At 41.8% G+C, this 25,067-nt stretch carries 24 protein-coding genes and 2 tRNA genes; all 26 read left to right on the top strand.

Features of this window, described 5'->3' with window-relative positions; all coding sequences use genetic code 11:
* Positions 1–23: 23 nt before the first annotated feature.
* The 26 genes from murA (at position 24) to ACIPK1_RS01345 (ending at position 25,026) form a co-directional block, all read left to right on the top strand.
* Positions 24–1,316, top strand: a complete 1,293-nt coding sequence (gene murA, locus ACIPK1_RS01470; RefSeq protein ID WP_008380882.1) for a UDP-N-acetylglucosamine 1-carboxyvinyltransferase — start codon at positions 24–26, stop codon at positions 1,314–1,316.
* 20 nt (positions 1,317–1,336) lie between these two features.
* A complete protein-coding gene (locus ACIPK1_RS01465; protein ID WP_005228723.1) occupies positions 1,337–1,513 on the top strand; it encodes a DNA-directed RNA polymerase subunit beta in 177 nt (58 codons plus the stop codon).
* Positions 1,514–1,605: 92 nt separating this feature from the next.
* Positions 1,606–1,881 carry a membrane protein insertion efficiency factor YidD gene (yidD, locus tag ACIPK1_RS01460; RefSeq protein WP_008380886.1) on the top strand — a complete coding sequence of 92 codons (276 nt, stop codon included), beginning with the start codon at positions 1,606–1,608 and terminating at the stop codon, positions 1,879–1,881.
* 39 nt (positions 1,882–1,920) lie between these two features.
* Positions 1,921–2,379, top strand: a complete 459-nt coding sequence (locus ACIPK1_RS01455) for an N-acetyltransferase (protein WP_005234382.1) — start codon at positions 1,921–1,923, stop codon at positions 2,377–2,379.
* A gap of 126 nt (positions 2,380–2,505) precedes the next feature.
* Positions 2,506–3,387, top strand: coding sequence for an ROK family protein (locus ACIPK1_RS01450; RefSeq protein WP_400449761.1), 882 nt, complete (start codon positions 2,506–2,508; stop codon positions 3,385–3,387).
* Positions 3,388–3,670: 283 nt separating this feature from the next.
* Entirely contained in the window at positions 3,671–4,858 is a 1,188-nt protein-coding gene (locus ACIPK1_RS01445) for an ABC transporter substrate-binding protein (protein WP_400449758.1), read from the top strand.
* A gap of 108 nt (positions 4,859–4,966) precedes the next feature.
* Complete coding sequence (locus ACIPK1_RS01440) at positions 4,967–5,845, top strand: branched-chain amino acid ABC transporter permease (RefSeq protein ID WP_008380893.1); 879 nt, start codon at positions 4,967–4,969, stop codon at positions 5,843–5,845.
* A 9-nt stretch (positions 5,846–5,854) separates the two neighbouring features.
* Entirely contained in the window at positions 5,855–6,832 is a 978-nt protein-coding gene (locus ACIPK1_RS01435) for a branched-chain amino acid ABC transporter permease (RefSeq protein ID WP_005228744.1), read from the top strand.
* Positions 6,813–7,589, top strand: coding sequence for an ABC transporter ATP-binding protein (locus ACIPK1_RS01430; protein WP_008380898.1), 777 nt, complete (start codon positions 6,813–6,815; stop codon positions 7,587–7,589). Before ACIPK1_RS01435 ends, ACIPK1_RS01430 begins: the two co-directional genes overlap by 20 nt.
* On the top strand, positions 7,589–8,290 hold the full coding sequence (locus ACIPK1_RS01425) for an ABC transporter ATP-binding protein (protein ID WP_005234392.1): 702 nt from the start codon (positions 7,589–7,591) through the stop codon (positions 8,288–8,290). The genes ACIPK1_RS01430 and ACIPK1_RS01425 overlap by 1 nt, the downstream gene beginning before the upstream one ends.
* Before the next feature lie 3 nt (positions 8,291–8,293).
* Entirely contained in the window at positions 8,294–8,941 is a 648-nt protein-coding gene (locus ACIPK1_RS01420; RefSeq protein WP_008380901.1) for a CBS and ACT domain-containing protein, read from the top strand.
* A gap of 122 nt (positions 8,942–9,063) precedes the next feature.
* A complete protein-coding gene (locus ACIPK1_RS01415; RefSeq protein WP_005228752.1) occupies positions 9,064–9,297 on the top strand; it encodes a DUF2969 domain-containing protein in 234 nt (77 codons plus the stop codon).
* A gap of 85 nt (positions 9,298–9,382) precedes the next feature.
* Positions 9,383–9,466, top strand: a tRNA-Tyr gene (locus ACIPK1_RS01410).
* A 4-nt stretch (positions 9,467–9,470) separates the two neighbouring features.
* Positions 9,471–9,542 (top strand) — tRNA-Gln (locus ACIPK1_RS01405).
* A gap of 104 nt (positions 9,543–9,646) precedes the next feature.
* Positions 9,647–9,829, top strand: a complete 183-nt coding sequence (locus ACIPK1_RS01400; RefSeq protein ID WP_086297747.1) for a hypothetical protein — start codon at positions 9,647–9,649, stop codon at positions 9,827–9,829.
* Positions 9,830–9,939: 110 nt separating this feature from the next.
* Positions 9,940–10,647, top strand: a complete 708-nt coding sequence (locus ACIPK1_RS01395) for an EAL domain-containing protein (RefSeq protein WP_005234399.1) — start codon at positions 9,940–9,942, stop codon at positions 10,645–10,647.
* Between the two features lie 4 nt (positions 10,648–10,651).
* Positions 10,652–11,761 (top strand): GGDEF domain-containing protein, encoded by a 1,110-nt coding sequence (locus ACIPK1_RS01390; protein WP_086332617.1) that lies wholly within the window; start codon positions 10,652–10,654, stop codon positions 11,759–11,761.
* Positions 11,762–12,093: 332 nt separating this feature from the next.
* On the top strand, positions 12,094–13,146 hold the full coding sequence (locus tag ACIPK1_RS01385) for a GGDEF domain-containing protein (RefSeq protein ID WP_016612596.1): 1,053 nt from the start codon (positions 12,094–12,096) through the stop codon (positions 13,144–13,146).
* 60 nt (positions 13,147–13,206) lie between these two features.
* Positions 13,207–14,247: a bifunctional glycosyltransferase family 2/GtrA family protein gene (locus ACIPK1_RS01380; RefSeq protein ID WP_086332616.1), complete on the top strand. Its 1,041-nt coding sequence runs from the start codon at positions 13,207–13,209 to the stop codon at positions 14,245–14,247.
* 5 nt (positions 14,248–14,252) lie between these two features.
* The gene (locus ACIPK1_RS01375) at positions 14,253–16,508 is read left to right on the top strand and encodes a glycosyltransferase family 2 protein (RefSeq protein WP_301389212.1); all 2,256 of its coding nucleotides are present in this window, start codon (positions 14,253–14,255) and stop codon (positions 16,506–16,508) included.
* On the top strand, positions 16,483–18,312 hold the full coding sequence (locus tag ACIPK1_RS01370) for a lantibiotic ABC transporter permease (RefSeq protein WP_301389213.1): 1,830 nt from the start codon (positions 16,483–16,485) through the stop codon (positions 18,310–18,312). Before ACIPK1_RS01375 ends, ACIPK1_RS01370 begins: the two co-directional genes overlap by 26 nt.
* A 303-nt stretch (positions 18,313–18,615) precedes the next feature.
* A complete protein-coding gene (locus ACIPK1_RS01365) occupies positions 18,616–20,520 on the top strand; it encodes a BglG family transcription antiterminator (protein ID WP_061053126.1) in 1,905 nt (634 codons plus the stop codon).
* A 1-nt stretch (position 20,521) separates the two neighbouring features.
* Positions 20,522–20,971, top strand: a complete 450-nt coding sequence (locus tag ACIPK1_RS01360) for a PTS sugar transporter subunit IIA (protein WP_005234407.1) — start codon at positions 20,522–20,524, stop codon at positions 20,969–20,971.
* A 23-nt stretch (positions 20,972–20,994) separates the two neighbouring features.
* The gene (locus tag ACIPK1_RS01355) at positions 20,995–21,312 is read left to right on the top strand and encodes a PTS fructose transporter subunit IIB (RefSeq protein WP_005234408.1); all 318 of its coding nucleotides are present in this window, start codon (positions 20,995–20,997) and stop codon (positions 21,310–21,312) included.
* Positions 21,302–22,438: a PTS fructose transporter subunit IIC gene (locus tag ACIPK1_RS01350; protein ID WP_082741519.1), complete on the top strand. Its 1,137-nt coding sequence runs from the start codon at positions 21,302–21,304 to the stop codon at positions 22,436–22,438. The genes ACIPK1_RS01355 and ACIPK1_RS01350 overlap by 11 nt, the downstream gene beginning before the upstream one ends.
* Before the next feature lie 2 nt (positions 22,439–22,440).
* Positions 22,441–25,026 carry a glycoside hydrolase family 38 C-terminal domain-containing protein gene (locus tag ACIPK1_RS01345; protein ID WP_139960534.1) on the top strand — a complete coding sequence of 862 codons (2,586 nt, stop codon included), beginning with the start codon at positions 22,441–22,443 and terminating at the stop codon, positions 25,024–25,026.
* The last annotated feature ends 41 nt before the right edge of the window (positions 25,027–25,067 follow it).

Raw genomic sequence — 25,067 nt, 5'->3', positions numbered from 1 at the left:
TGCATTATTTGGAGGGAACATAAATGGAAGAGATGATCGTTCAAGGTGGTAATCGATTAACTGGAACAGTGAAGATCGAAGGGGCAAAAAATGCTGTTCTACCTATCTTAGCGGCAAGCTTATTAGCGGAAGAAGGAACAACGACATTAACAAATGTACCGATCCTTTCCGATGTATTAACAATGAAAGAAGTGATTCGGCATTTAAATGTCGCAATCGATTTTGAAGAAGAAAACAATACGATGACGATCGATGCATCACAAGAGTTAGCGATCGAAGCACCTTATGAGTATGTAAGCCAAATGCGCGCTTCAATCGTAGTCATGGGGCCTTTGTTAGCCCGTAATGGTCATGCCAAAGTGGCAATGCCTGGCGGCTGTGCAATCGGCAAACGACCAATTGATTTGCATTTGAAGGGATTTCAAGCACTAGGCGCTCAAATCATCCAAAAAGATGGATACATAGAAGCGATCGCCGATGAGTTAAAAGGCAATAGCATTTACTTGGATTTCCCAAGTGTCGGCGCAACGCAAAATATCATGATGGCTGCCGTAAAAGCTAAAGGTATCACCATCATTGAAAACGTCGCTCGTGAACCTGAAATCGTCGATTTAGCAAACATTTTAAACAAAATGGGTGCCAAAGTCTTTGGTGCAGGAACCGAAACGATGCGTATCGAAGGGGTCGATCACCTTCATGCGGTGGAACATTCGATCGTCCAAGACCGTATCGAAGCAGGAACCTTTATGGTTGCAGCAGCGATGACCCAAGGAGACGTCATTATTAAAGATGCGATCTCAGAACACAATCGTCCATTGATCTCAAAATTGATCGAAATGGGCGCAGAAGTGACTGAAGTAGCTGAAGGGATTCGTGTCGTTGGACCTGAACAATTGAAGGCAACAGATGTGAAAACAATGCCTCATCCAGGTTTTCCTACGGACATGCAAGCGCAAATGTCTGCTATTCAACTTTTAGCAGCTGGAACGAGTGTTGTGAACGAAACTGTATTTGAGAACCGTTTCCAACATTTAGAAGAAATGCGTCGGATGAATGCTCATGTCAAAATCGACGGCAACGTAGCAGTGATCGAAGGCGGCCATGAATTGCAAGGTGCGCTGGTCTATGCAACGGATTTACGTGCAGCAGCAGCGTTAATTTTATTAGGTCTACGTTCAACTGGTCGGACACGTGTCCGCAATCTAAAATATTTGGATCGTGGCTATTACAAATTCCATGAAAAATTGCAGCAATTAGGTGCTTCTGTGGAACGAGTTTCTGAAGCAGTTGAAGAAACCGTACCAGTAAACGCATAGTAGGAGTAGGAGAGAATAAAGTGAAGTTGAACCGTTACATTCTAACTAGCTTGATAAAAATTCTAATCGTCATATTATTAGCTATTTTATTGTTCTTAGCCGGAACGATGATTGGCTATGGGGTGATTGGCGACGGTAGTCCTTTTAAAGTCTTCTCTCCAAGTCTTTGGAATCATATCTTTGAGTTTATGAAGTAACCCCAAACTAGGACTTATGCCTCGTGCTGAGTCCTAGTTTTTTCTATCTATCTTCACTGAATCGTGATCATAAAAAGAAAGGTTGGCAAGAAATGAGTAAACTTTTGATTGGCTTTGTTCGTTTCTATCAACGTTTTATTTCCCCATTATTTCCTCCTAGCTGTCGTTATTATCCGACTTGCTCAGGATACATGATCCAAGCGATCCAAGTCCATGGCGCAGCCAAAGGAGGTTTGATGGGGGTAGCTCGTATCTTACGCTGCCATCCCTTTGTAAAAGGCGGTATAGATTACGTACCCCAGACGTTTACTTTAAAACGAAATACGCAAGACAAAGTCAAACCAACGTACCGTTATCGGAAAAGTTAAAAGGAATCAACAAAAATGTAAAAAAGGAGCCAAAAAGCCATGATTCGTCCAATCGACTCTAATGAAGCGTATCCTTGGGCGTTGCTGCTGGATGCAGATCCTGAAAAAGCAGTCGTAGAAAGCTATCTATATAATAGCCAAACACTTGTTTATGAAGAAGCTGGAGAAATGATTGGTGTGCTAGTTTATCAAAATCAAGGCAACAACTGGGAGATTATGAATGTGGCCGTTTCTCCAGAAAAGCAAGGAATGGGCATTGGTCGTCAATTGCTGCAAGCTGCCGAAGAAGCGATCCTCAGTCAACACCTTGGGGCAAAACGGCCGATTGTAGTGATCAAAACTGGTAGTCTGCCCTCTGCAGCCCTGACTTTGTACCAAACGCAAGGCTATGTTGAAAAAGACCGGATGGAAAATTATTTCACCACTCACTATGCTGAACCGATTTTCGAAAATGGGCAGCAGTTGATCGATCAAGTTATTTTGGAAAAGCAGCTCTAATCCCATAGAGACAGTCTATGGCGATTTTAGGCTGTTTTTTTTATTGTTCTCGGAAATCGCTTTCTTCAAGCGGGGACTTACGGTAAAATAGATAGTATCAGAATAATAAAGGATTGAGGGAAATAAATGGCGATTTTAGTCTTTGATATGGGTGGTTCAGCAGTAAAATATGGCGTCTGGGCACAGGATTCTTTGGTGAGTAAAGGCAAATTTACTACACCAAGCACGTGGCAAGAAATGAAAGCCCAGTTGCAGCAAGTAAGATCAAGCGTAAACGAAGAGATCGAAGGGGTCGGGATCAGTGCTCCAGGTGCAGTCAATGCCCAAGAACGTCGAATCGACGGTATCAGTGCGATTCCTTATATCCATGGGTTTGACATCTACTCTGAACTCGAAGGAGTGTTTGGGGTACCAGTAACCATCGAAAATGATGCTAATTGCGCTGGGATGGCTGAATTCTATCAAGGAGCGGGCAAAGAGTATCAGCAAGCAGCTTTCGTTGTGATCGGAACAGGCGTTGGCGGTACCCTGTTTCAAAATGGTGAGCTAGTCCGTGGGGCACATTTATACGGCGGTGAATTTGGGTTGATGATTTTGGATCAAGGCAAAACATTTTCGCAACTAGGGACAGCGGTTCAGATGGCTTGGCGTTATTGTGATCGAATTGGTGTAGATCGAACCACAATTACCGGCGAAGAGGTCTTTCAACGTGCAGAAGATGGGGATGCCATTGCGATCGAGGAAGTCAATAAATTTTACCGCTATTTAGCGCAAGGACTATTCAGTATTCAATTTGCTTTTGATCCTGAAGTGATCATTATCGGTGGCGGTGTCAGTGCCAAAAATGGCTTGTTAGAAGAAGTGAATCAACGGTTGAAAAAAATGTTGGCAGATCAAGCTTTAAATGATTTTGTCCCACTGATCAAGCTATGTGACTATCGCAACGATGCCAATCTAGTTGGGGCGGCAGCCAATTTTCAAGCATTGTATCCACGAAATAGCCGCTAACATCTTGATGTAATGTTTTCAAACGTCCTTTTGACAAAAAATGAAGCAATTCGAAACGATCAAAAAGTAAGCAAAGGAAAAAAACTTTGCTTGCTTTTCTTTTTGTTCAAAAAAATGAAAAGCGATTCCATTATTGATGGAACAGTGTTTTAAAAACACCATTTTTTCCTAGTAAAAAAAATAAATTCTGAATAGATGAAATATTCTGATAATTCGTTGACATTTTCCAGATTTTTCAGTATATTGGATAACATATTCAGGGGAAGTGAAGGAGAGGAAAATTATGAAAAAGAAATTTGCGTTTTTGTTTGCGAGTTTGTTTTTGTTGACAGCATGTAGCGCTGGACCAACAGGTGGATCAACGGATGGCAGCGGGGCTGCTGAAGGTGGCAATAAACAAGAGGGAGATACCATCAAGATCGGAACCAACTTAGAGTTGTCAGGAGCCGTAGCTGCTTATGGGACGGCTGAAAAAGAAGGAATCGACTTAGCAGTAGAAGAAATCAATGCTGCCGGCGGTATTCTTGGAAAACAAATTGAAATTATTTCGAAAGATAACAAATCAGATAACAATGAAGCTGCAACGGTAGCAGCCAACTTAGCTACAAATGATAAAGTTGTAGCCATCATTGGTCCAGCAACTTCTGGTGCTACGAAAGCGGCTTTGCCTAACGTGACCAGAGCACAAGTATCAATGGTTACACCTTCAGGTACTGACGATGCGATTACTTATACTAGTGGGAAAGTGCAAGAATTTGCCTTCCGTTCTTGTTTCCAAGATAGCTTCCAAGGAACGATCTTAGCGAAATATGCGGCTGAAAATTTGGATGCATCAAAAGCCGTGATCTTGGGAGACAACTCAAGTGATTACGCAATTGGATTGACGGAAGCATTTAAAGAAAGTTACCCAGGCGAAATTGTCTTAGAAGATAACTTTACTGAAGGCGACAAAGATTTCCAAGCAGTTCTTACAAGAATCAAAGATGTCGACTTCGATGTCTTGTTCATTCCAGGCTACTACACAGAAGCTGGTTTGATCATCAAGCAAGCGCGAGAATTAGGAATTGATCAAGCAATCATTGGTGCCGATGGATTCGGTGATGAAAAAATGGTTCAAACAGCTGGTGCAGAAAATGTCAGCAATGTTTACTATACCGGTCACTTCTCTACCAAAGCACCAGCAAACGACAAAGTTGAGCCCTTTGTGGCAGCTTTCAATGAAAAGTATGGCAAAGAACCTTCTGCTTTTAATGCGTTAGCCTATGATGCAGTTTACATGATCAAACAAGCAATCGAAGATCAAAACTCAGCAGATTCATTGGCAATTGCAGCTGGTTTGTCTGAACTGAAAGACTTTGTCGGCGTGACAGGTGAAATCACAATGGATGAAAATCATAACCCTGAGAAATCAGCAGTTGTTTTAGGATTGACTGACGGGAAGGAAACCTCAGCAGACACTGTGGAACCTTAAAAACCTGTAGTTGTTTGGCAGTGAAAACTGGGACAGACCTGATGTGTTTGTCTCAGTTTCTTTTCTCTAATGAGAAGAACCATAATAAATGATATTGGAAGTGAGTATATGGAAATGATGATCCAACAATTGATCAACGGCTTGTTTCTAGGCAGTATCTACGCCTTGTTAGCGTTGGGTTATACGATGGTGTATGGCATCATCAAGCTGATCAACTTCGCCCACGGAGAAGTTTATATGATTGGTAGTTTTATCGGTTACTTTTTGATCAATCAATGGCAATTGGGCTTTTTCCCAGCGTTATTCATTTCGATGATCGCCAGTGCAGCACTTGGGGTAACGATTGAATTTTTAGCCTATCGTCCTTTGAGAAATTCCACGCGAATTTCGGCATTGATTACGGCAATCGGGGTTTCTTATTTTTTGCAAAATGTCATGATTTTTTTCTTTTCTGCCAATGTGCGCCCGTTTCCGCAAGCAATCGAACGAAAAACCTATTCCATCGGGTTTGTTCAAGTAAGTAATGTCCAGTTATTGATTTTGGCTGTTTCGGTTACCTTAATGATTCTCTTGCAATTGATCGTGAAAAAGACCCGTATGGGAAAAGCGATGCGTGCAGTAAGTGTTGATGCAGATGCAGCGCGTTTGATGGGGATCAATGTTAATCGAACGATTTCCTTTACCTTTGCCTTAGGCTCGGCTTTAGCTGCAGCTGGCGGGATGCTGATCGGTTTGTATTATAATTCCATTGATCCATCAATGGGGGTCGTTCCTGGTCTGAAGTCTTTTGTTGCGGCGGTTCTCGGCGGGATCGGGATCATTCCTGGTGCAGCTTTAGGCGGCTTTGTGATCGGTTTAGTGGAGACAGCAGCGACAGCGCTTGGTTTTTCTGATTACAAGGATGCTTTAGTGTATGTCATTTTAATAATTATATTGTTGGTTCGTCCAGCTGGGATCCTCGGCAAAAATATCAAAGAGAAAGTGTAGGTGGCAGAAATGAAAAAGAATTTACGTTACAACTTAATCTGGCTCGCTCTGGCAGCTATTCTTTATTTTGGATTATTTGCAGCCTACAATGGCGGAATGATTAATTTGTTCTCTGATGCGATCATCGTCAATATCGGAATCAATATCATCTTGGCAGTCAGTTTGAATCTAATCATCGGCTTTTCAGGGCAATTCTCCTTAGGACATGCTGGGTTTATGGCAATCGGTGCTTATGCTGGCGCGATCCTGTCGGCAAGCAATCCAACCTTTGGCGGCTTTTTAACTGGTTTACTGGTGGGGATGCTGGTTTCAGGTGCAGTCGCATTAGTGGTTGGGATTCCGACCCTCCGTTTAAAAGGCGACTATCTAGCGATCGCTACCCTAGGTGTGGCAGAGATCATTCGGATCTTGTTGGTGAACCTACGAGGCTTGACCAATGGTCCTGCTGGAATTTTCGGATTGCCCCAATTCAGTAATTGGCAGATCGTCTTTCTCTTTGCCGTTCTATCGATTCTTGTCGTTTCAAACTTTATCCATAGCGGACCAGGCAGAGCGACTTTAGCGATTCGGGAAGATGAGATCGCTGCAGAATCGATGGGGGTCAACACAACGAAATACAAGGTAATTGCATTTGTGATGGGGGCAGTGATGGCAAGCATTGCTGGTACCCTTTATGCCAGCTATCAGCAGTCGGTTTTCCCACGAGATTACGGTTTTATGAAATCGATCGATGTGTTGATCATCGTCGTTTTTGGAGGGCTTGGGAGTACCACAGGAGCGGTTGTTTCGGCAGTAGTGCTAGGAATCTTAAACATGTACTTGCAAGGCTTCTCTGATTTGCGCATGATCATTTATGCATTGGCTTTGATCATCATCATGATCTTTAAACCAAGCGGACTTTTAGGGACCTGGGAATTCTCCGTAAAAGGACTGTTGGACAAATTTAGAAAAAAGGGGGATGACAACGATGCCTCTATTAGAAGTTAAAAGCTTAACGAAAAACTTCGGTGGTTTAGCTGCTGTTTCTCATGTAGACCTCCATCTAGATACCAATGAGCTGGTCGGGTTGATTGGACCAAACGGTGCCGGCAAGACAACGCTCTTTAACCTCCTGACAGGTGTTTATGAGCCTAGTGAAGGCGAAGTGCTTTTTGAGACCCAAGGTAAGCCAAAACGTTTAAATGGCGTGAAGCCTTATAAAATCGCGGATTTAGGCCTTTCAAGAACCTTCCAAAATATTCGCTTGTTTAAAAACTTGACCGTAATGGATAACGTCTTGATCGCTATGAACAGTAAGCATAAAGAAGGACTACTGACGAGCATCTTGCGTTTGCCAAAGTATTACAAAAACGAAGAATCCATGAAGAAAAAAGCCTTAGAGCTGTTACGGATCTTTGATATGGATGGCAAAAGCCAAACGTTAGCGAAAAATTTGCCTTATGGCGAGCAACGCCGTTTAGAGATTGTACGCGCATTGGCTACAGAGCCAAAAATTTTGTTTCTTGACGAGCCGGCAGCGGGGATGAATCCTCAGGAAACAACAGAACTGACAAAGCTGATCTATAAGATCCAAAAAGATTTTCAATTGACGATCCTCTTGATCGAGCATGATATGAGTTTGGTCATGGAAGTGTGCGAACGGATCTATGTACTGGAATACGGGCAAGTCATCGCCCACGGTGAACCAGAAGAGATCAAAAACAATCCACGGGTAATCGAAGCCTATCTAGGAGGGGAAATCTGATGCTGGAAATTCAAAATTTAAGTGTTCACTACGGCATGATCCAAGCAGTTCATGATGTTTCCTTCCACGTCAATCAAGGAGAGATCGTTTCGCTGATTGGTGCCAATGGTGCCGGAAAAACCACGATTTTACGGACGATTTCTGGATTGATCCGTCCTTCAAAAGGCTCCGTCACTTTTGAAGGAAAGCAAATTGAGAAAGAAGCACCGCAAAAAATCGTCGCAAACGGTTTGTCGCAGGTGCCAGAAGGGCGGCACGTCTTTTCCGGTTTGACGGTTCAAGAAAACTTAGAGATGGGCGCCTTCTTGCGTAAAGACAGTGGTGTCAAAGAAGACTATGAACAAGTTTACCGCAAGTTTCCTGTATTGAAAGAACGCCTCTCGCAAGATGCGTCGACATTATCTGGCGGTGAGCAGCAGATGTTGGCAATGGGGCGGGCATTGATGTCAAAACCGCGCTTGCTTTTGCTGGATGAGCCATCGATGGGCTTGGCGCCAATTTTTATCAAAGAAATTTTTTCCATCATTCAAGAAATCAAGCAGCAAGGAACGACTGTGCTGCTGATCGAACAAAATGCGAAAATGGCTTTATCGATTGCCGATCGCGGCTATGTATTAGAAACCGGGAAAATCGTTTTAGAAGGTACCGGAGAAGAATTACTAGCAAGTGATGAAGTTAGAAAAGCGTATCTAGGAGGTTAAACAATGAGCGTAAGTGATTTTATGACGAAGACGGTCATCACCGTCGATTCACAAACACCGATCTTTGATGCAATAGATGTGATGAAGCAGCACGATATCCATCGTCTACCTGTCGTTGATGATGGCAAATTAGTAGGGTTGATCACGGAAGGAACGATCGCTGAAGCAACCCCCTCAAAAGCGACAAGTTTAAGTGTTTATGAAATGAACTATCTCTTAAATAAAACGACAGTCGCTGATATCATGTTGAAAAAAGTGACTACGATTGAACCAGATGCACTATTAGAGGACGCCATTTCCGTCATGCGTAGTGAGAACGTGGGGGTTTTACCAGTCATGGATGATGATGCCTTAGTGGGAATCATTACCAACAATGATATTTTCGATGCCTTTTTGAAAATCACTGGGTACCACGATGGTGGAACACGAGTGTCCATTGAGATCACGGATGACCATGTGGGTGTTTTAGCAGACGTGACGAAACTCCTTGCGGATCATCAGATGAGTATTTTGACGATTGTGGTAAATCGGATGGCACTAAAAACAGTTGTTGAGATCCAAGTAGAATCACGGCAAGTCGCAGCAATCGAGAAAATTTTAAGCGATGCAGGCTATACCGTGACGAGTGCTGTCTTGACGAACCAGAAGTGATCTAAGAAAAAGTAGCTGATCGTAAAGATTGGCTACTTTTTTTATTTCCAGAAGAGATTTTCTTTTTCTTTTGTTGCTTTTCTGTTAAAATAGGAAGGTGCTGTAAAGAAAGAGGTGCAACCATGTCTAAGAAAAATAAAGATATCGAAGTACGTATTGAAGAAACAACAAAAGCCATTCATGGCAAAGACTATACCGTCAATGAATTATTCATCGGAAAAAAACGCATTGGTGAGATTTTAACAACTGGACCAAAAGAATTTCAAAGCTTTTTAGGGGATGAAGATCTAGGTTCGAGCAGAAGCTTAGAAGCTGCAATCGAGATGATTATTCGTCAATGGAATTTACATGAATAATTTCTAGAAAAATTTACTTTTTGCTCTTGCAATTTGTTATCTTTTTCGGTATTATAACTATTGTCAGGTTTGAGAAAAACCTTTTGGAGGAGTAGCGAAGTGGCTAAACGCGACGGACTGTAAATCCGTTCCTTAGGGTTCAGTGGTTCGAATCCACTCTCCTCCACCATTATTGGGGTATAGCCAAGCGGTAAGGCAACGGACTTTGACTCCGTCATGCGTTGGTTCGAATCCAGCTACCCCAGTCAAAGAGATACGTAGAAAAAAACAGCAAGCACTCTTGCTGTTTTTTTGTTATTTAAAAAGAATCGTGTTTTTTTATAAGTACTTAAAGAAACAGGAGGCTGATATGGAAGAAGCCACTTTCAACAAGCTAGTTTCTACGAAATTGAAAAAAGCAATGGTTGCTTTGGGGCATTTCTATGAAACAGGTATGGAGTGGAACGGAAAATCACAGTCGATTCTTTCACAGAAATTTCTTTCAGAGAATTTAAAATATTTGGGCATTTTTGGTTCTGTTTGGTATACTTAGGCAAATCAGTTCCTTTGAGAGAACCATTTTATAGCATGAGAAACGAGCGATGACAGGAATATTGCCGATTTTCGGAAGTGATAACTTTACTAGATGGGGGCTTAACGAAGATGGGAAATGAAACGACTTGGGAGAACACAGACCGCCTTTATCTGTTGTGTCAACCAATCATGCAGGTAAAATCGCTAAGTCAGCAAGAGGTGAATGGCTATGAAGTCTTGCTACGTAGCGAGAAGAACAACCGATTTCCACAGCAAGAATTCAGCACAATGATTCAAACTGAAAGTGGCAATCAGCAATTGATGAGATGGTATGCCAAGGAATTGCGGCGTTTATGCAAAAAAAAGCCGGAAACCCGCTTTAGTGTCAATATACATCCACAACAGCTGCTGTGGCAGTCTACGTGGTCCTTTTTTGAAACGATGGCTGTTTATAAGGCGCAGTTGCAGATTGAATTGACGGAACACCCCGTACGCATACAGCAAGAGTCATTTGATTTGTCTGTAGCCATTGCAAAAATTAAAGCTTATGGTTATGTGATTGCGGTCGATGATATCGGTTGCGGACAAAATACCCTCTCGTTGGTCTTTGCCAATCTTGCCAGCGTTGATTGTTTGAAATTTTCGTTGTTACCGTTTATTCAGCTTGATGAGGAGATTGGCTTCAGCTTTTTGGCTTGTTGGTTGAAGGTTGCCCAAAAATATCAGCTTGAGCTGATCGTTGAAGGGATCGAGAACCGCGAAAAAATGGTCCAGTTGCTTGAGATGGGGGTGCATTTGCAACAAGGATATTTATGGTCTAAAGGAGAGCGATTGTGATGGAATGTTAGAACGAGGCGTGCTTTTGGCGTTTGGTTTGCCGCTGATGATTGCCAGTTTACTGGTGACCGCAGATGTTTTTGTACGAAGTGTGCAAAAAATATCGGTTTCTCGTCCATTTAAGTATTTTATTATTGGTATTCTGACGTTTACGCATTTGTATTTTATTCTTTCTTTTTCAATGAATTCAGTTGGGTTTATCTGTTATCAATACACAACTGCTTTTATTGCGAGTCATTTTTTCTATGGTGATCGTGGCAAGATCTTGATTTTGATAACGCCGTGTATGGTCGTCTTTTATTTGTGGTTTGTCGGTTTTTCTGATGTGGGTAAAGCTTTTTATCTTCCATTATTCGGAGTGGGGATCTTTGTCCTTGATTTTCTTTTATCAAAAGTCAAGCTGATCCGTCCGCAACAGCAATTTTATATGATGTATTTTTTGACCTGCCTGCTCTCACCGCGTTTTTCGATGCTAGTCCATCATACGACGACCTATGACTGGGAAGCTATGCTGGCAGTATTTGTTGGTTCTTTCGTGCTGCTAGGAAGTTTTATGTGGTTGCATCGATTGATTGAGGGGCAAGAATACCAAGTACTGGCAGAGCTGGCGAATAGTAAGATCGATGCGTTGACCGGCTGCTTCAACTATGGGACCTATAACCAGGATCTGCTTCAAGCCGTTTCACAGAAAAAGACTGTGACGATCGCCATGATTGATCTCGATCACTTCAAAAAGGTCAACGACCGTTATGGTCATATCGCCGGAAATGAGTTGTTGAGAACCTTTGCCTCACGGACGACTACTTTTTTAGAGGCGCATTTTGCCGAGACCTATTCCTTTTATCGTTATGGCGGCGAAGAGTTCTGTCTCGTGATCGAAGGGGATGTCAAAGAACGGACCGTAGCTGCAATGACGACGCTGTGTCAAACCATTTCCAGCAGTATGTTTCCTGTGGCTAATTTTGAAAAAGGGACGATGTCTTTGTCTTGCGGCGTTGAAGCGAGCACCGTTTGTCATGGGGATATCTTGGCAGCCGTCGAAAGAGCCGATCAAGCACTCTATCTCGCAAAACAAAGTGGCCGAAATCGGGTGTGCACCTTGCCTGAGACGTAAAAAAATAATGGAAAAATAATTTACACAAATTCACAAAGAATTAAATTTTTATGCACAAAAAGTTAGTAATAATAAAGAAATAATGTTATTTATTTACAAAATATACATTTTGATTATTTTATTTATCTTGAGAATCTTCGCATATCAACAAAAAGATTGAAACTATGTATAATTTCTGGTAAATTATTCTAAATCAAGAGTGATAAAAACTGTCAATAATAAATAGTGATCCTTACTTGATGCTTTGTCCGCTTTTCCAATGAAATGTCTCTGGAATTGTCCCGTCGAATCAGCAAGTAAGGGTTCTTTTTTTTAGAAAGGAAGCACAGGAAATGGCAAATACGCTGGTTGTCAATACACTCGCAAATTTAGGCGCAATTATCATCAATATTTATTTGTTATTCAAAATCAGTGATGGCTTCGTAGGTCAAGGGACATTCAAAGCGAAACAGATCGCAGCGGCGATTGCTTGTGAAACCGTGGTGGGGATGCTGATGATGAATTTCTCTTACGTCGTATACGAAACGCGATTTGACCTGCGCTTTTTACTTTACGCTTTTTCCATGAAATATCTGGGGTGGAAGGTGACCGTACCGACGATGGTCAATCTAGCGTTAGGGCGTTTCTTGTTTGAAGTATCAAAATCTTCTTGGCTGAACTTATATCTTACGTTTTTTTTGATGGTGACACTGACATTTCTGCATGCCTGGGCCAAACGGCGATTTACTGACAAACAAGAGTTGTTCCTATCAATAACCTACTTGATCGCTATCTCCTTTCTTTTTGGTTTTTATTTGACGGGTGATATTCAAAAAACGACCCTAATTTATATAGTTTATGGCATTCTCGCCTATACGTTGGCGTTTTTCCTTTACTCGATAGTAAATGATATGCAGCGCATTTTGGCATTGGTCAAAATCGATGATCTTACGCAGTTGAATAACTTCCGTAAGTTTCAAGATGACCGCCAACGCCTAGATACGACCGATGTGGACTTATCGATCGCTTTGATCGATATCGATCATTTCAAAAATTACAATGACCGTTACGGACACCGTGCCGGGGATGTGATTTTGCAAGAAATCGCTCGTATTTTTTCGACCTACTGTACGGCGAGCAATCCGGTCTATCGCATCGGTGGGGAAGAGTTTGCGATCTTGATCCAAGGAGACGCACAGGCTGCTGCTTATCTCCTTGAAAAAATTCAAAAGCGCATCCGTTACCAAGAAATCATCTTGGATGCCGGTGATTCGGTCAGCATCACGTTGTCGATTGGGATCGCACAACGGCAAAGGGGTGAGTTGCTACAGCAAACGCAAGAACGTGCCGATCAAGCATTGTATCGAGCCAAGCGCAGCGGTCGCGACCAACTCTGTCTTTACTGATGGGGTTGGCTTCTTTTCTTTTTTTATTTTCAAAAATACTACCTTAAATGAGGGGCGCATATGGAAAATAGTTTAATCATGATTCCTTCGCTAGAACCGGACCACAAACTGCTGGCTCTGGTGGAGAAAATTCGTTTGCATAACCAGCACCTGCCGATTTTGGTCGTGGATGATGGCAGTGGGGCAGCTTATCAGCCCGTCTTTTCGGCATTGGAACAGAAGTTTGGTTGTCAGGTTTTGACCCATCCAAAGAATCAGGGAAAAGGCGCAGCCATCAAAACCGCTCTCATTGAAGTGCTGACAAACCAGCCAGCTGTTGAATTTATGGTGACCATTGATTCGGACGGCCAACATGAGTATACCGATATGATGGCTTGCTTAGCAAAGGCCCAAGCCCATCCGGACAGTATTATTTTAGGGACCCGATCCTTTGGCAAAGAAGTGCCTTTGCGGAGTAAGTTCGGCAACATTTTGACCCGAAATATCCTACGTTTAGCGACTGGTCTTGCCATCGAGGATTCGCAGACGGGCTTAAGGGTTTTCCCTCGGAAATTCATGACAGATTTGTTGGCGATCTCAGGTGAGCGCTTTGAATATGAAACGCGGATGCTGATCGAAGCCCAGAAACGGGGGTGGCCGATTCTCTCGCAACCGATCGCCACCATCTATATTGAAGAAAATGCCTCTTCCCATTTTCGGGTCTTGGCAGATTCCGTCGCTATCTATAGCGTCTTTTTGAAGTATTTGTTTTCATCTGTGGTCTCCTTTTTTGTCGATGTGATCGCTTATGCGTTATTGATCCATTTCTTGTCTGTCATCAATCTGTCCTCCATCGTGATCGCTTCGTTGGGTGCCCGATTGATTTCGGCGATCGTCAATTACTACATCAATCGCGAGCTTGTTTTTGGTCAACGGACAAAGAACAGTATGCTGCAGTATTTTTTATTGGTGATCGTACAGATTTTGCTGTCCTCTTTTCTCGTCTACCTGATTTATTTGATCCTACCGATCGGAGATTCTGTGTTGTTAAAAATAGGCGTCGATTGCCTGCTCTTTTTCTTTAGTTACCATGTGCAAAAAAATGTCATCTTTAAGGAGTGATTGAGATGGAACAAAAACGTTTGCCTTGGGCGAAAAAAGTCGTTTACTTTCTGGCGTTTGTCTTTTCGCTGATCTATTTATCATGGCGGGGGCTGTATACATTGCCATGGCACGAGTCTTGGTTTGCCTTGCTGTTTGGTTTGCTGCTTTGGGGCAGTGAGATCGTATCGAACTTTACGGGCTTGCTGTTGATTTGGAACAAAAACAAAGCAAAGCCCTTTGAAAAACCGGTCGTGCCAGAAGCCGACTATCCGGCGATCGATGTGTTGATTGCTACTCATAATGAAGAAGTGCCGCTTTTATTAAAAACGGTCAATGCGGCAGTTCATATGAAATACCCCGATCCCAAAAAAGTTCACATCTATTTGTCAGATGACACCAACCGTCCAGAGGTCAAAGCACTGGCAGATAAATTTGGCATCGGCTATATCGGATTGATCGGCAATCAGCATGCCAAGTCAGGCAATCTCAATCATGCATTATCAAAAACCAATTCGCCGCTAGTGGCGACCTTTGATGCAGATATGATTCCTTACTCAGATTTTTTGCTGGAAACAGTGCCATATTTTGTGGCAAATCAGCAGGAACGCCGCAATGACCAGACCATCAAACCGTTGGGCTTTGTTCAAACACCGCAAAGTTTTTACAACGCGGATCTTTTTCAGTACAATCTTTTTTCAGAAGCGGCGATCCCTAACGAGCAGGACTTCTTTTCCAGAGAAGTCAATGTTTTGAACAACGCCCATGATACCGCTATTTATACAGGTTCTAATACGGTGATTGCACGAGAAGCGATCGAAGCCGCTGGCGGATTTCCGACGGACACGATCACGGAAGATTTTGAATTAGGCGCCTTGATCAATTGCCAAGGTTATCGCAGTTTATCAACACTGCAGCCAATGGCCAGCGGTCTGTCTCCAATTGATATCCCAAGTGCCTTAAAGCAGCGGATTCGCTGGGGAAGAGGAGTGGTCCAAAGTGTCCACAATCTCCATCTTTTTAAGAATAAGACGTTGTCTTTGGCGCAAAAAATGGTTTTCTTAAACAGCTATTTGTATTGGTGGTCGTTTCTACGACGGCTACTATTTATTTTCGCGCCGATTTTGTACACCGTCTTTAATGTAAGGGTCGTAGAGACAAACTTTTGGGTCTTGCTGCTGTTTTGGCTGCCAAGCTATACGTTCTTGCATTTGGCGATGCAGGATTTGAGCAGTGATATTCGAACGCAGCGTTGGGGCGAGATCCAGGAAACGATTTTTGCACCTTACCTAGTGATTCCTGTCTTTTTGCAAGCCATTGGCATCAAAGAGACCCGCTTCAAGGTGACTAATAAAGCAGCAACTCAGTCTAAAAAAGACTTGTTGTTTGTGGTGCCGCATTTGTTGCTGTTGATTTTGACGATTATCGGCTTAGTGAAGTTTAATTACGGCAAATTCGGCTCAGAGATTTTCTACGGCAGTGTGTTGACCTTTTGGCTGCTGACCCATTTCTTTAACTTAACCTTTGCGGTCTTATTTTATCTCGGTCGTCCGATTTATCGAACGACGGAACGGTTCAGAGCCCATTATCCTGTTGAAGTTTCCGACCAAGACGCCAGCTATTCTTTGATGACAGAAAATATCTCAGAAAATGGCTTGTCCTTCGTTTCTGACGTTCCTCTTTATTTTCCGCCAGATGCGCCGCTGACTTTTAAAATCACCCGTAATGGCTACCAAGCAGAGATGACTGGAAATATTGTCCGCGTCTTTTCAGGCAAGGATCGTTGGGTCTATGGCGTTGCTTTAAACCAGTTGACAGAAAAAGATTACTTAGCCTATCTGCAGATCATTTATGATGGCTTCAATCAAAGCCTGCCGGTTCTGCGGGATCCGTGGATGACCTTCTTTGACAGTCTTTTTGAAAATCTCGGTAAGCATCTGCTGCAAGCCAAACAAAAGCCATTGCCGCCTCAACGAGTGCCCATACTGACCATTGATCAAAAATGGCACTTTGATGAAGGAACCTATGCGGTCACAATATTTGGTTTTGATCAGTTCACGTTGGCAAAAACAGAGGAGGTCGAGATGCCGGTCCATCTAAACTTACCGATCAGTAATCTTGTGCTTCACGCTGAAAAAGCGACGCTTCAGCCAAAAGAAAATCAAGTGATATATCAAGTAAGCAATCTTTCAGAGCTGCGTTCCACAGTAGCCCTCCAAGAATGGGTAGACAGCTTGCTGAGAAAGGAGGCAGACGATGATCGAGATCCTGCTGCGATTTAGTCTATTTGGTTTATCATTAGCTGGCTATGCCTATCTTTTTGTACGAGTTTGCCATTTTCCTAAACACATCAGCTGGATCGCTGCTTGCTGTTTGCCGATCCTCGTTCTTTCCTTTGTCGCATATGGTCCCAAAGGATGGTTGTTCTGGGGGGCCTGGGTTTTATTTGGTCTTGGCTTACTATTATGCGTTTGGCGTTTTTGGCAGGAGCGCTATCAGGTGCATTGGGGCTTGCAAGAGCCCATCATGCTGTGGTTTTACGGCTATTTTGCTTTGTTCGTTTTAACATTGCTTCACAGTCATTTGACCCACTATGACAACTTCTCCCATTGGGCGACGATCGTTAAATTCCTTTATACGCAGGGACAATTGCCAACGGCAGCCGATGCCATCATCAGTTTTACTTCCTATCCTTTAGGCAGCTCGCTATTTGTTACTTATACAGCGATCATCGTTGGCTATCATGAGAATGTCTTGCTGATTGGTCAATTGATTTTGATTTTCTGTAGTCTGTATAGTTTTTTTGCGATTATTCGTGATCCGAAAAGAAAGCTGGCTTTTGTCTTGGTCTTCACCAGCATGGCCGTATTCAATTATTTTAATATTGCGATTCGAATGAATAATTTGCTGGTAGACTTCATTCTTCCCGTTTTAACTTTGGCAGGCATCGCCGGGTTATTTTCCTTAAAAGGCAAAGTGCTGCCTTCAATCAGCTACTTTCTTTTGATTGGTGCCTCTCTTGATTTGGTCAAAAATAGCGCCGTCTTTTTTCTGCTGATTTTAGGCGGCTATTTACTAGTCTGCTTATGGCAAGCTTCGATTCGTTGGCGACAACGACTAGGATTGATGATTGTAGGGTTAGCTACCATTGGGCTATCTGTCCTGCCGGCGATTCTTTGGAACTTGCATGTCAAAGCGAATTTTCCAAAATCGAAGCATGAAGTCAGCGTGACCGCTTATAAACAGATTTTTGGTGAAAAGGATTCGCAGATACTGCAGCAGATTACGGATGTTTTTGTCAAAACCATCACGGATATTGCGACGATCTCCACGCAAGGGATTCTCTTGATCCAGGTCATCCTGTTGGGCAGTTGGCTATTTGTCCGATTTATCATGAAAAAACGCAATCCATTTTTAAAAGAACTGCTGTTGATCGATGGTATCATTGTGGGATATTATTTAGGAATCTATGCCATGTTCTTGTTCTCGATGCCCACTGATGAAGCACTGTCTTTGGCAGGGTTCGATCGCTATGCCTCAAGCATCGTGATTTTAGCACTTGGCTTAATGACCTTTTTCATGGTCCGAGGCATTGATCATTTGTATCATGAACAAGCAATCGACCGGCGAAACTACCGTAGTTTTGCCAGCTTGACCACGAAAAAAATCTATCAGTACAGCACCTTGATTCTGTTATTTTTTGCGACATTGCTGATCCTTTCAGAAAATAATGGCATGCGTTATACCAATCGTGAATATGCTGCTTCGATTCCAGCACAAGTTTCAGCCGTTACTGGCGATCACTTTGACCTAAACGAGAAAAAATATTTGGTGGTCAGTACTAACAAAGAAGCAGTAGATAGCTACTTAGTTGGCTATGTCGGCAAATATTACTTGTTTTCACCCAATGTCGATGGCCGAGAGAATTTCCTCTTATCAGATGCAGATTTTCGAACGCTACTAAAACAATACGATGAAGTCGTCGTCTTAGAAGAGCACTATACCTTTAATGCCATGACGAAGAAGCTAACAGGCAAGACCTTTGCCCCAGGCGTATATTCGGTGGCGGAGATTTTGGGGCGTTAAGGGAAGGAATTGCTCAAGCGTGTCTCGTTATTAGAGAATCAAAAGTTAAAATACCAATGAAACAGACGTATCGTTTGTTCATTGGTATTTTTTTTCTGTTCCCACTGAGTAATATCCTCTATACTATGAAAATACCAAAAGATATGTAAATAATCTGGATTAAACGAAAGGGTACACATGAATAAAAAAACGGCGCAATATTTTCAGTGCCTATGATTTACTGTAATCAATGCAGTAAAAGTAAGTGTTTTCATTTTTTTGAGAAAAAGCTACCATTAGAAATGTAGACGAGGTGAAAGTTTCATGATCAGTGAACGGGAAAAAGCAATTATTCGATATCTCTTAGAGAATGGACCAACAACGGTTGCTAAAATTGGGTTGCATATGTCGCTTTCGCAAAAGACAGTTTCGCAATCGCTAAAGAGAATTGATGAATTTTTGCAGGAAACAGCAATAAGGCTTGTTCGCAAACCTAGAGTAGGTGTATTTCTTGATGGCGATTCAGCTGAAATTCTAAAGTATCTTGATGGGAACGAGGAATCAAACTTACCGACGAGCAAAAAAGATCGTATTCAGTTTCTTTGCTTTGAAATACTGAAACAAAAAACGTATTTTACGCGTCAACAACTGCAAGATGCACTCTACATCAGTAAATCAACTTTAGAAAATGACATGGGGCAGGTAAGCGAGATCTTTCGTCATTTTAACGTTACGATTGAAGTTTTACCGGGGAAGGGTTCCTTTTTGAATTTGTCAGAACAAGAAAAACGTCGTTTAGCATTTGATTTGATCTACTATTTCTGGGGTGGAAATTGGAAAATAACACAAGAGCAGCAACGCTATTTGCATTCGATTCAAGGAATTCCTCAGTTTGTTAATGATTTTATTGACCTGACAAAAATTTCTTTAGTTGATACGCTCTTACAAGAGTATTTGAAAAAAGAACAAATTACGCTTAATGATGCTGCCTATCACTCACTATTGCTTCATCTAATCATCATGATTGATCGGGTCAAAGAGAAGAATTATCTGACTTTCGAAGAAAGAAGCCATCCTTTGATGGAGAATAGAGCTTTTTATCGATTTATCGCATCAATAGAAGAAACGTTTTCTCTGTCGTTGCCAGTTTCGGAAGTTCATTATATTTCGCTTCATATCTATGGGGATTCGTTGATGAAGAAGAATGACTCCGATGATTTGCTTGATGAAACGATACGAAAATTGATTCATGAGACGATCTCCCTACGCAATGAAAGTCTTTTGTTAGGATTGGTATCACATATCAAAGAAGCTATTTATCGCATTCAAAAAGGATTAGTCATTCATAACCCGTTTCTAAATGATGTGAAGAAGAATTTCCCTTTGTCTTTTGAGGAAGCGCTTCGATTAGCTCATGCCTTAAATTGGCAGTTTTCGATTTCGATCCCCGAAGATGAGGTTGCTTTTCTGGCCGTACACATCCAAGTGATGAAAGAACAGCGAGAAGAAAAACAACCGCAGAAAGTGAGTGTCTTATTAGTTTGTAGCAGTGGGAAAGGCACTTCACAACTATTAGCTGCTCGCATTCGGAGAAATTATGAGCAAATCGATATTTCCAGAATTCTTTCTATTCAAGAGTTGATTCAGACCAATATTTATGAGGACTTGATTTTATCGACAGTGGATTTAAAAATCGATTCGATTCCAACAATCAATGTTTCACCTGTACTGAATAAAGATGAGCAGCGAAAAATAGAAACCTTTTTAAAAAATGTCGAAGAAAAGCAAAATGGTTCTTTCAGTCAGTTTGCGAAACTGATTCACGAGGACTTGATTTTTTTAGATCATCATTTTGAAAATTATCAAGAGGTGATTACATTTATTGGAGAGCAGTTGGTTACTCGTGGGTATGTGATCGAGGAAATGATTGATTCTTCCCTAAAAAGGGAACAGCTTTCCTTTACTTCTTTTGGACGATTCGCAACGCCTCATGGGACGCCAGAATACGTGAAAAAATCAGCGATTGTATTTTTACGTCTTAATAATGAGATCCACTGGGGAGAAACAAAGGTGAAATATGTCTTTTTCATCTGTATCAAGGATGAAACTGTACAAGACCTTGAGGAAATCTATGACACGATGCTTAATGTGATGGAATCAGATGAACGAACCTTCCTCCTTAAAGGGACGAAAGATGAATTAAAAAAGTATTTACAAGGGGGAACATAAAATGAATATAGAAACACTACTACCTTTTGAACATATTGTTCTTGGTCTAGAGGCAACCACTAAAGAAGAAGTGGTCCGTCAATTAGCAAAAATATTAGTAATTGAAGGAATCGTTCAATCCGAAAATGAGTATGTTCAATCAGTCATGGAAAGAGAAGATCACTCGACCACAGGAATAGGCAATAATATAGCTATCCCTCATGGAAAAAGTCGTGCAGTTTCTGAACCCGCAATCGTTTTTGCTCGGTTAAAGGCACCATTAGAATGGCAATCTTTAGATGATGAACCGGTAACGGTTGTGATTATGCTTGCTATTCCTGAAGAACATCAAGGAGACACCCATTTACGGATTTTATCAGAAATTGCCATGAAATTGATGGATGAAGACATCACAGAAGCGCTGAAAAGCGAAACAGATAAAGAGATTATCGCGAAATTATTAAGCGAATAAAATGGAGAAAAGGGGAAAGACGAATGAAGAGAAAAATTATTGCAGTAACGGCGTGTGCCACAGGAGTTGCTCATACCTTTATGGCGGCACAGGCGCTAAAAAAAGCAGCAGCGAAACGTGGCGATTTAATCAAGGTTGAGACACAAGGAGCAACAGGTATCGAAAATGAATTGAACGAGCGGGATTGTCAAATTGGGGAAGTCGTGATTTTTGCCGTTGATACGAAAGTGAGAAATGAGGAGCGTTTCAATGGCAAAATGATTCTCAAAGTCCCGGTAGCAGCCCCTATAAAAAACGCAGAAAAAGTAATTGAAGATGCATTAAAGCTGATTGATCAATAAAGAGGAGGAAAATCAGATGAAAAAGTTGGCAAGTGAAATGAAAAATCATGTTTTAACAGGAATATCTTATATGATTCCTCTAGTGATTGCCGGAGCAGTTATCATGGCGATTTCTCGAGTAGGTGGATCAATATTTGGGATTGTTGATATTTGGGACGCCTCTCATGGAGAAAGTGCGAATACGATTATCCGATTACTCCATAGTTTAGATGGATTCGGTGGCATTGCGTTAGGACTGATGTTTCCCGTAATATCGGCATTTATTGCTTATTCGATTTCCGATAAGCTAGGGATTGCCCCTGGTCTTGTTGGAGGTATGTTAGTAAAAGACATTAACGCAGGCTTCTTAGGCGCAATTGTTTCAGGGTTGATCGCTGGGTACATCTGCTTGTGGATCAAAAACCATATCAAACTGCCAAAATCGATGGCATCGGTAGTTCCAGTGTTCTTAGTTCCTGTTTTAGGTACTTTAGTCACTGTCCTACTTGTGAACTATGTGATCGGTACACCATTTGCAGCTATCAATGTGGGCTTAGAGTCATGGTTGAACGGATTGAGTGGCGGAAATGCGGTCGTGATGGCGGCAGTTGTAGGGGCAATGGTTGGATTTGATCTTGGAGGGCCAGTAAATAAGGCAGCTGTGACAACCGCGATGGCTTTATTGACAAGTAACGTTTATGCACCAAACACTGCAGCACAAGTGGCGATTATCATTCCGCCAATTGGTTTAGGATTAGCGACTGTTTTTGCAAAGAATAAATACAATAACGAACTAAAAGAAGCAGGAAAATCGTCGATCATTATGGGACTAGTAGGTATTTCAGAAGGAGCGATCCCATTTGCGGTGGAAAATCCACTAAAAGTGATCCCAGTGAATATGATTGGTTCAGCGATTGGTTCTGCAATGGCTGTAGGTCTAGGAGCGGTCAATACAGCGCCAATCTCTGGTTTTTATGGTTGGTTCACCGTAGAAAAATGGCCACTGTATGTTTTATCGATTGCTACTGGCTCATTATTCATTGCGATTTGTACAAGCTTCCTACGTTCAAAAGATGCGGGGAAAGAAACAGATGCCACGATGGAAGAGTTTGACGAAGCGGCTTGGGAAGAGCAGTGGGAAGCATAGCTATGACAAATGTACACATAGTAAACCACACCCATTGGGATCGTGAATGGTATTTTACTTCGATGGACTGTGTCGTTTTGAGTGACCAATTATTTAGTGATGTACTAAAAGAACTAAAGAGGCAACCGACTGCTTCTTTCGTGCTAGATGGACAACTGTCTATTCTGGACGATTACTTAGAACTCTATCCTGAGCGCTTGACTGAGGTCAAAGAGTTGATCGCCAATGGTCAATTGTTCATCGGTCCTTGGTACACCCAAACAGATGCCTTTTTCGCTTCTGGTGAGTCCATCATTCGAAATGCCATGATTGGTATATTTGATAGCAAAAAATATGGCAGCTATATGCCGATCGGCTATTTGCCAGATACATTTGGTTTTAATGCTCAAATGCCAACCATATTGAACGAAGTTGGACTTGATAACATTATCTTTTGGCGAGGCATCGATTTAGGGGAACAGGTCAAATCCCCTTACTTTAAATGGACGAGTTTAAGTGGGCGAGGTTCACTGTATGCGGTGAATTTTCCTCAAGGATATGGTGCACAGCAGCAATTGGAGCCAACGAGCAGTTATGTAGATGGCAGACTCGATAGAGGTGTTGATTTTATTAAGAGCTACGCGAATGAACCTGAAATCTTGATTCCAACTGGAAATGATCAGTTAGGCATTGTTTCTGCCATAGAAGAAAAACTAACGAAAATCAATCAGCTTGGAAAATACAAGTATCAATTGAGCACCTATCCAGCATTTATGGAGATCGTCCGTCAAAAAGAACTGGAAGTTTATCAAGGAGAGTTTCGTGCACCGGTTTTTGCACGGGTTCACAAAACGATTGGTTCTGTACGAATGGATCTGAAACGTGAGATTTTTCGATTAGAAAACAAATTAGTTTTAGAAATTGAACCAATGTTAGTTATTGCGAAAGATTTAGGGATCGAATTAAGCAATCGCTTGCTAATGAAAGCATGGAAAAAGTTATTTGAATGTCAAGCCCATGATAGTTTGGCAGGCTGTGTATCAGATAGTGTTGCACAAGATATCAGTCATCGGGTAAAAGAAATCAGTGAGATTTGTGAGAGCATTGAAAATTTGATTTTAAAAAGAATCAGTGAAGGACTCGCTTTACAAGCCAACCAATTTCTGATTCTTCATCCAACACCAGTGCCATTTCAAGGAGAGAAATTAGTTAAGATCGTATCCAGAACCAACAATATCAAGGTTATTGGAGCTGATTCATCTGTACTTGAAGCAGTGTATATCCCAAGCAGGAAAAATATTATGGAAGAAACTCCGGCTGGCAACCGTTTTATTGAAGAAGAGGGGTATTATCTGTTAACCGTTCAAGTGACCTGTGCCTTTTCAGGCCTTGGTTATCAAGTCCTTACATTTGAAGAGCAAGAGACAACTCCCGATTCGTCTTTAGATCAAAACACATGGATTAGAAATGGAAAATACATGCTTTCCTTTGAAGACGGCCATCTGATTTATTCAGATGGAAAACAACAGATCGTGGATTTCTTGTCGATCATCGATGATAGTAATGCCGGTGATACGTATGACTATTCGCCTATTTTGAATGATCAACCGATAACGCTTCGTTTTGCCAGCTGCAAAGGGAAGCAAGAAACATTGGCTTTGGAAGGAAGTTTACAGCTACCGTATACGATCGAAGAACGGATGAAAGGAATCGCCACCAAAACATTCGCTTATACATTGACCCTCCAACTGACAAAAAATGGTGAGGTAAACGCAAAGCTACGTTTTAAAAATACGCTTTTAAATCATCGGATTCGAGTGAAAGCTCGATTAAACAAGCCGATAGAAAGAGCGGTTGCGGCCATTCAATTTGGCTATCTTGAAAAAAGAAATCAAACACTGGAAAATTGGCAAGAAAAATATGCAGAAAAACCTGTCAATATTGAACCATTTGAAAAACAAGTGGTTGTTTATGATCAAGAGAACGCCCTCGTTTTTTATAGCGAGCAGAGCAAAGAGTATGAATATATCGATGACTCCTTATATGTAACAGTACTAGCTACAACCGACTCTCTAGGAAAACCAGATTTGTTGTATCGACCAGGTCGTGCTTCTGGCGATACAACCAAAAAGGGACATATTATGATGGAAACACCTCTTGCTCAAATGGAAAACTATGAGATGGTCTTCGATTTTTCCCTAAGGGTCGCATCAACAGCTATTTCTGAAGAGTTGTTGGCTACTTGGAAAACTGTTAAAGAACAGCCATCGATTTCTTATCAATTGCAAGATTTGAATTACTTTATTTATCGTATAGACAATAAAATTCAAAAGCGCATTGATCCATTATCTCTGACCGACATGTCTCTTTCTTTGTTGTCTTGCAGCTTAGAACCAGGTGTGGGAGTCAGTGCGCTCCATAATGCGTATTACTCTGAGGGAATCGTTGTCCGTTTCGTCAATTCAACGAACAAAGAACGTCCTCTTGAGCCCAAAAGATTATTTAATGGGTACGAATATCAGCGAATCAATGCCTTAGAAGAACCGCTTGAAGCGGATCATATCATCCACGCTTATGGAGTAGCAACCTATTTATTAACTAAAAACTAGGAATAAAGAACACAAAATTTGTCGAGAAGGAATTGCTTCTG

Source organism: Enterococcus sp. NPDC086594, from assembly GCF_044746145.1.
GTDB classification, from domain to species: Bacteria; Bacillota; Bacilli; order Lactobacillales; family Enterococcaceae; genus Enterococcus_D; species Enterococcus_D entomosocium.
Note: the sequence above shows the minus strand (reverse complement) of the source record. Positions and strands in the feature narration are given on the sequence as shown.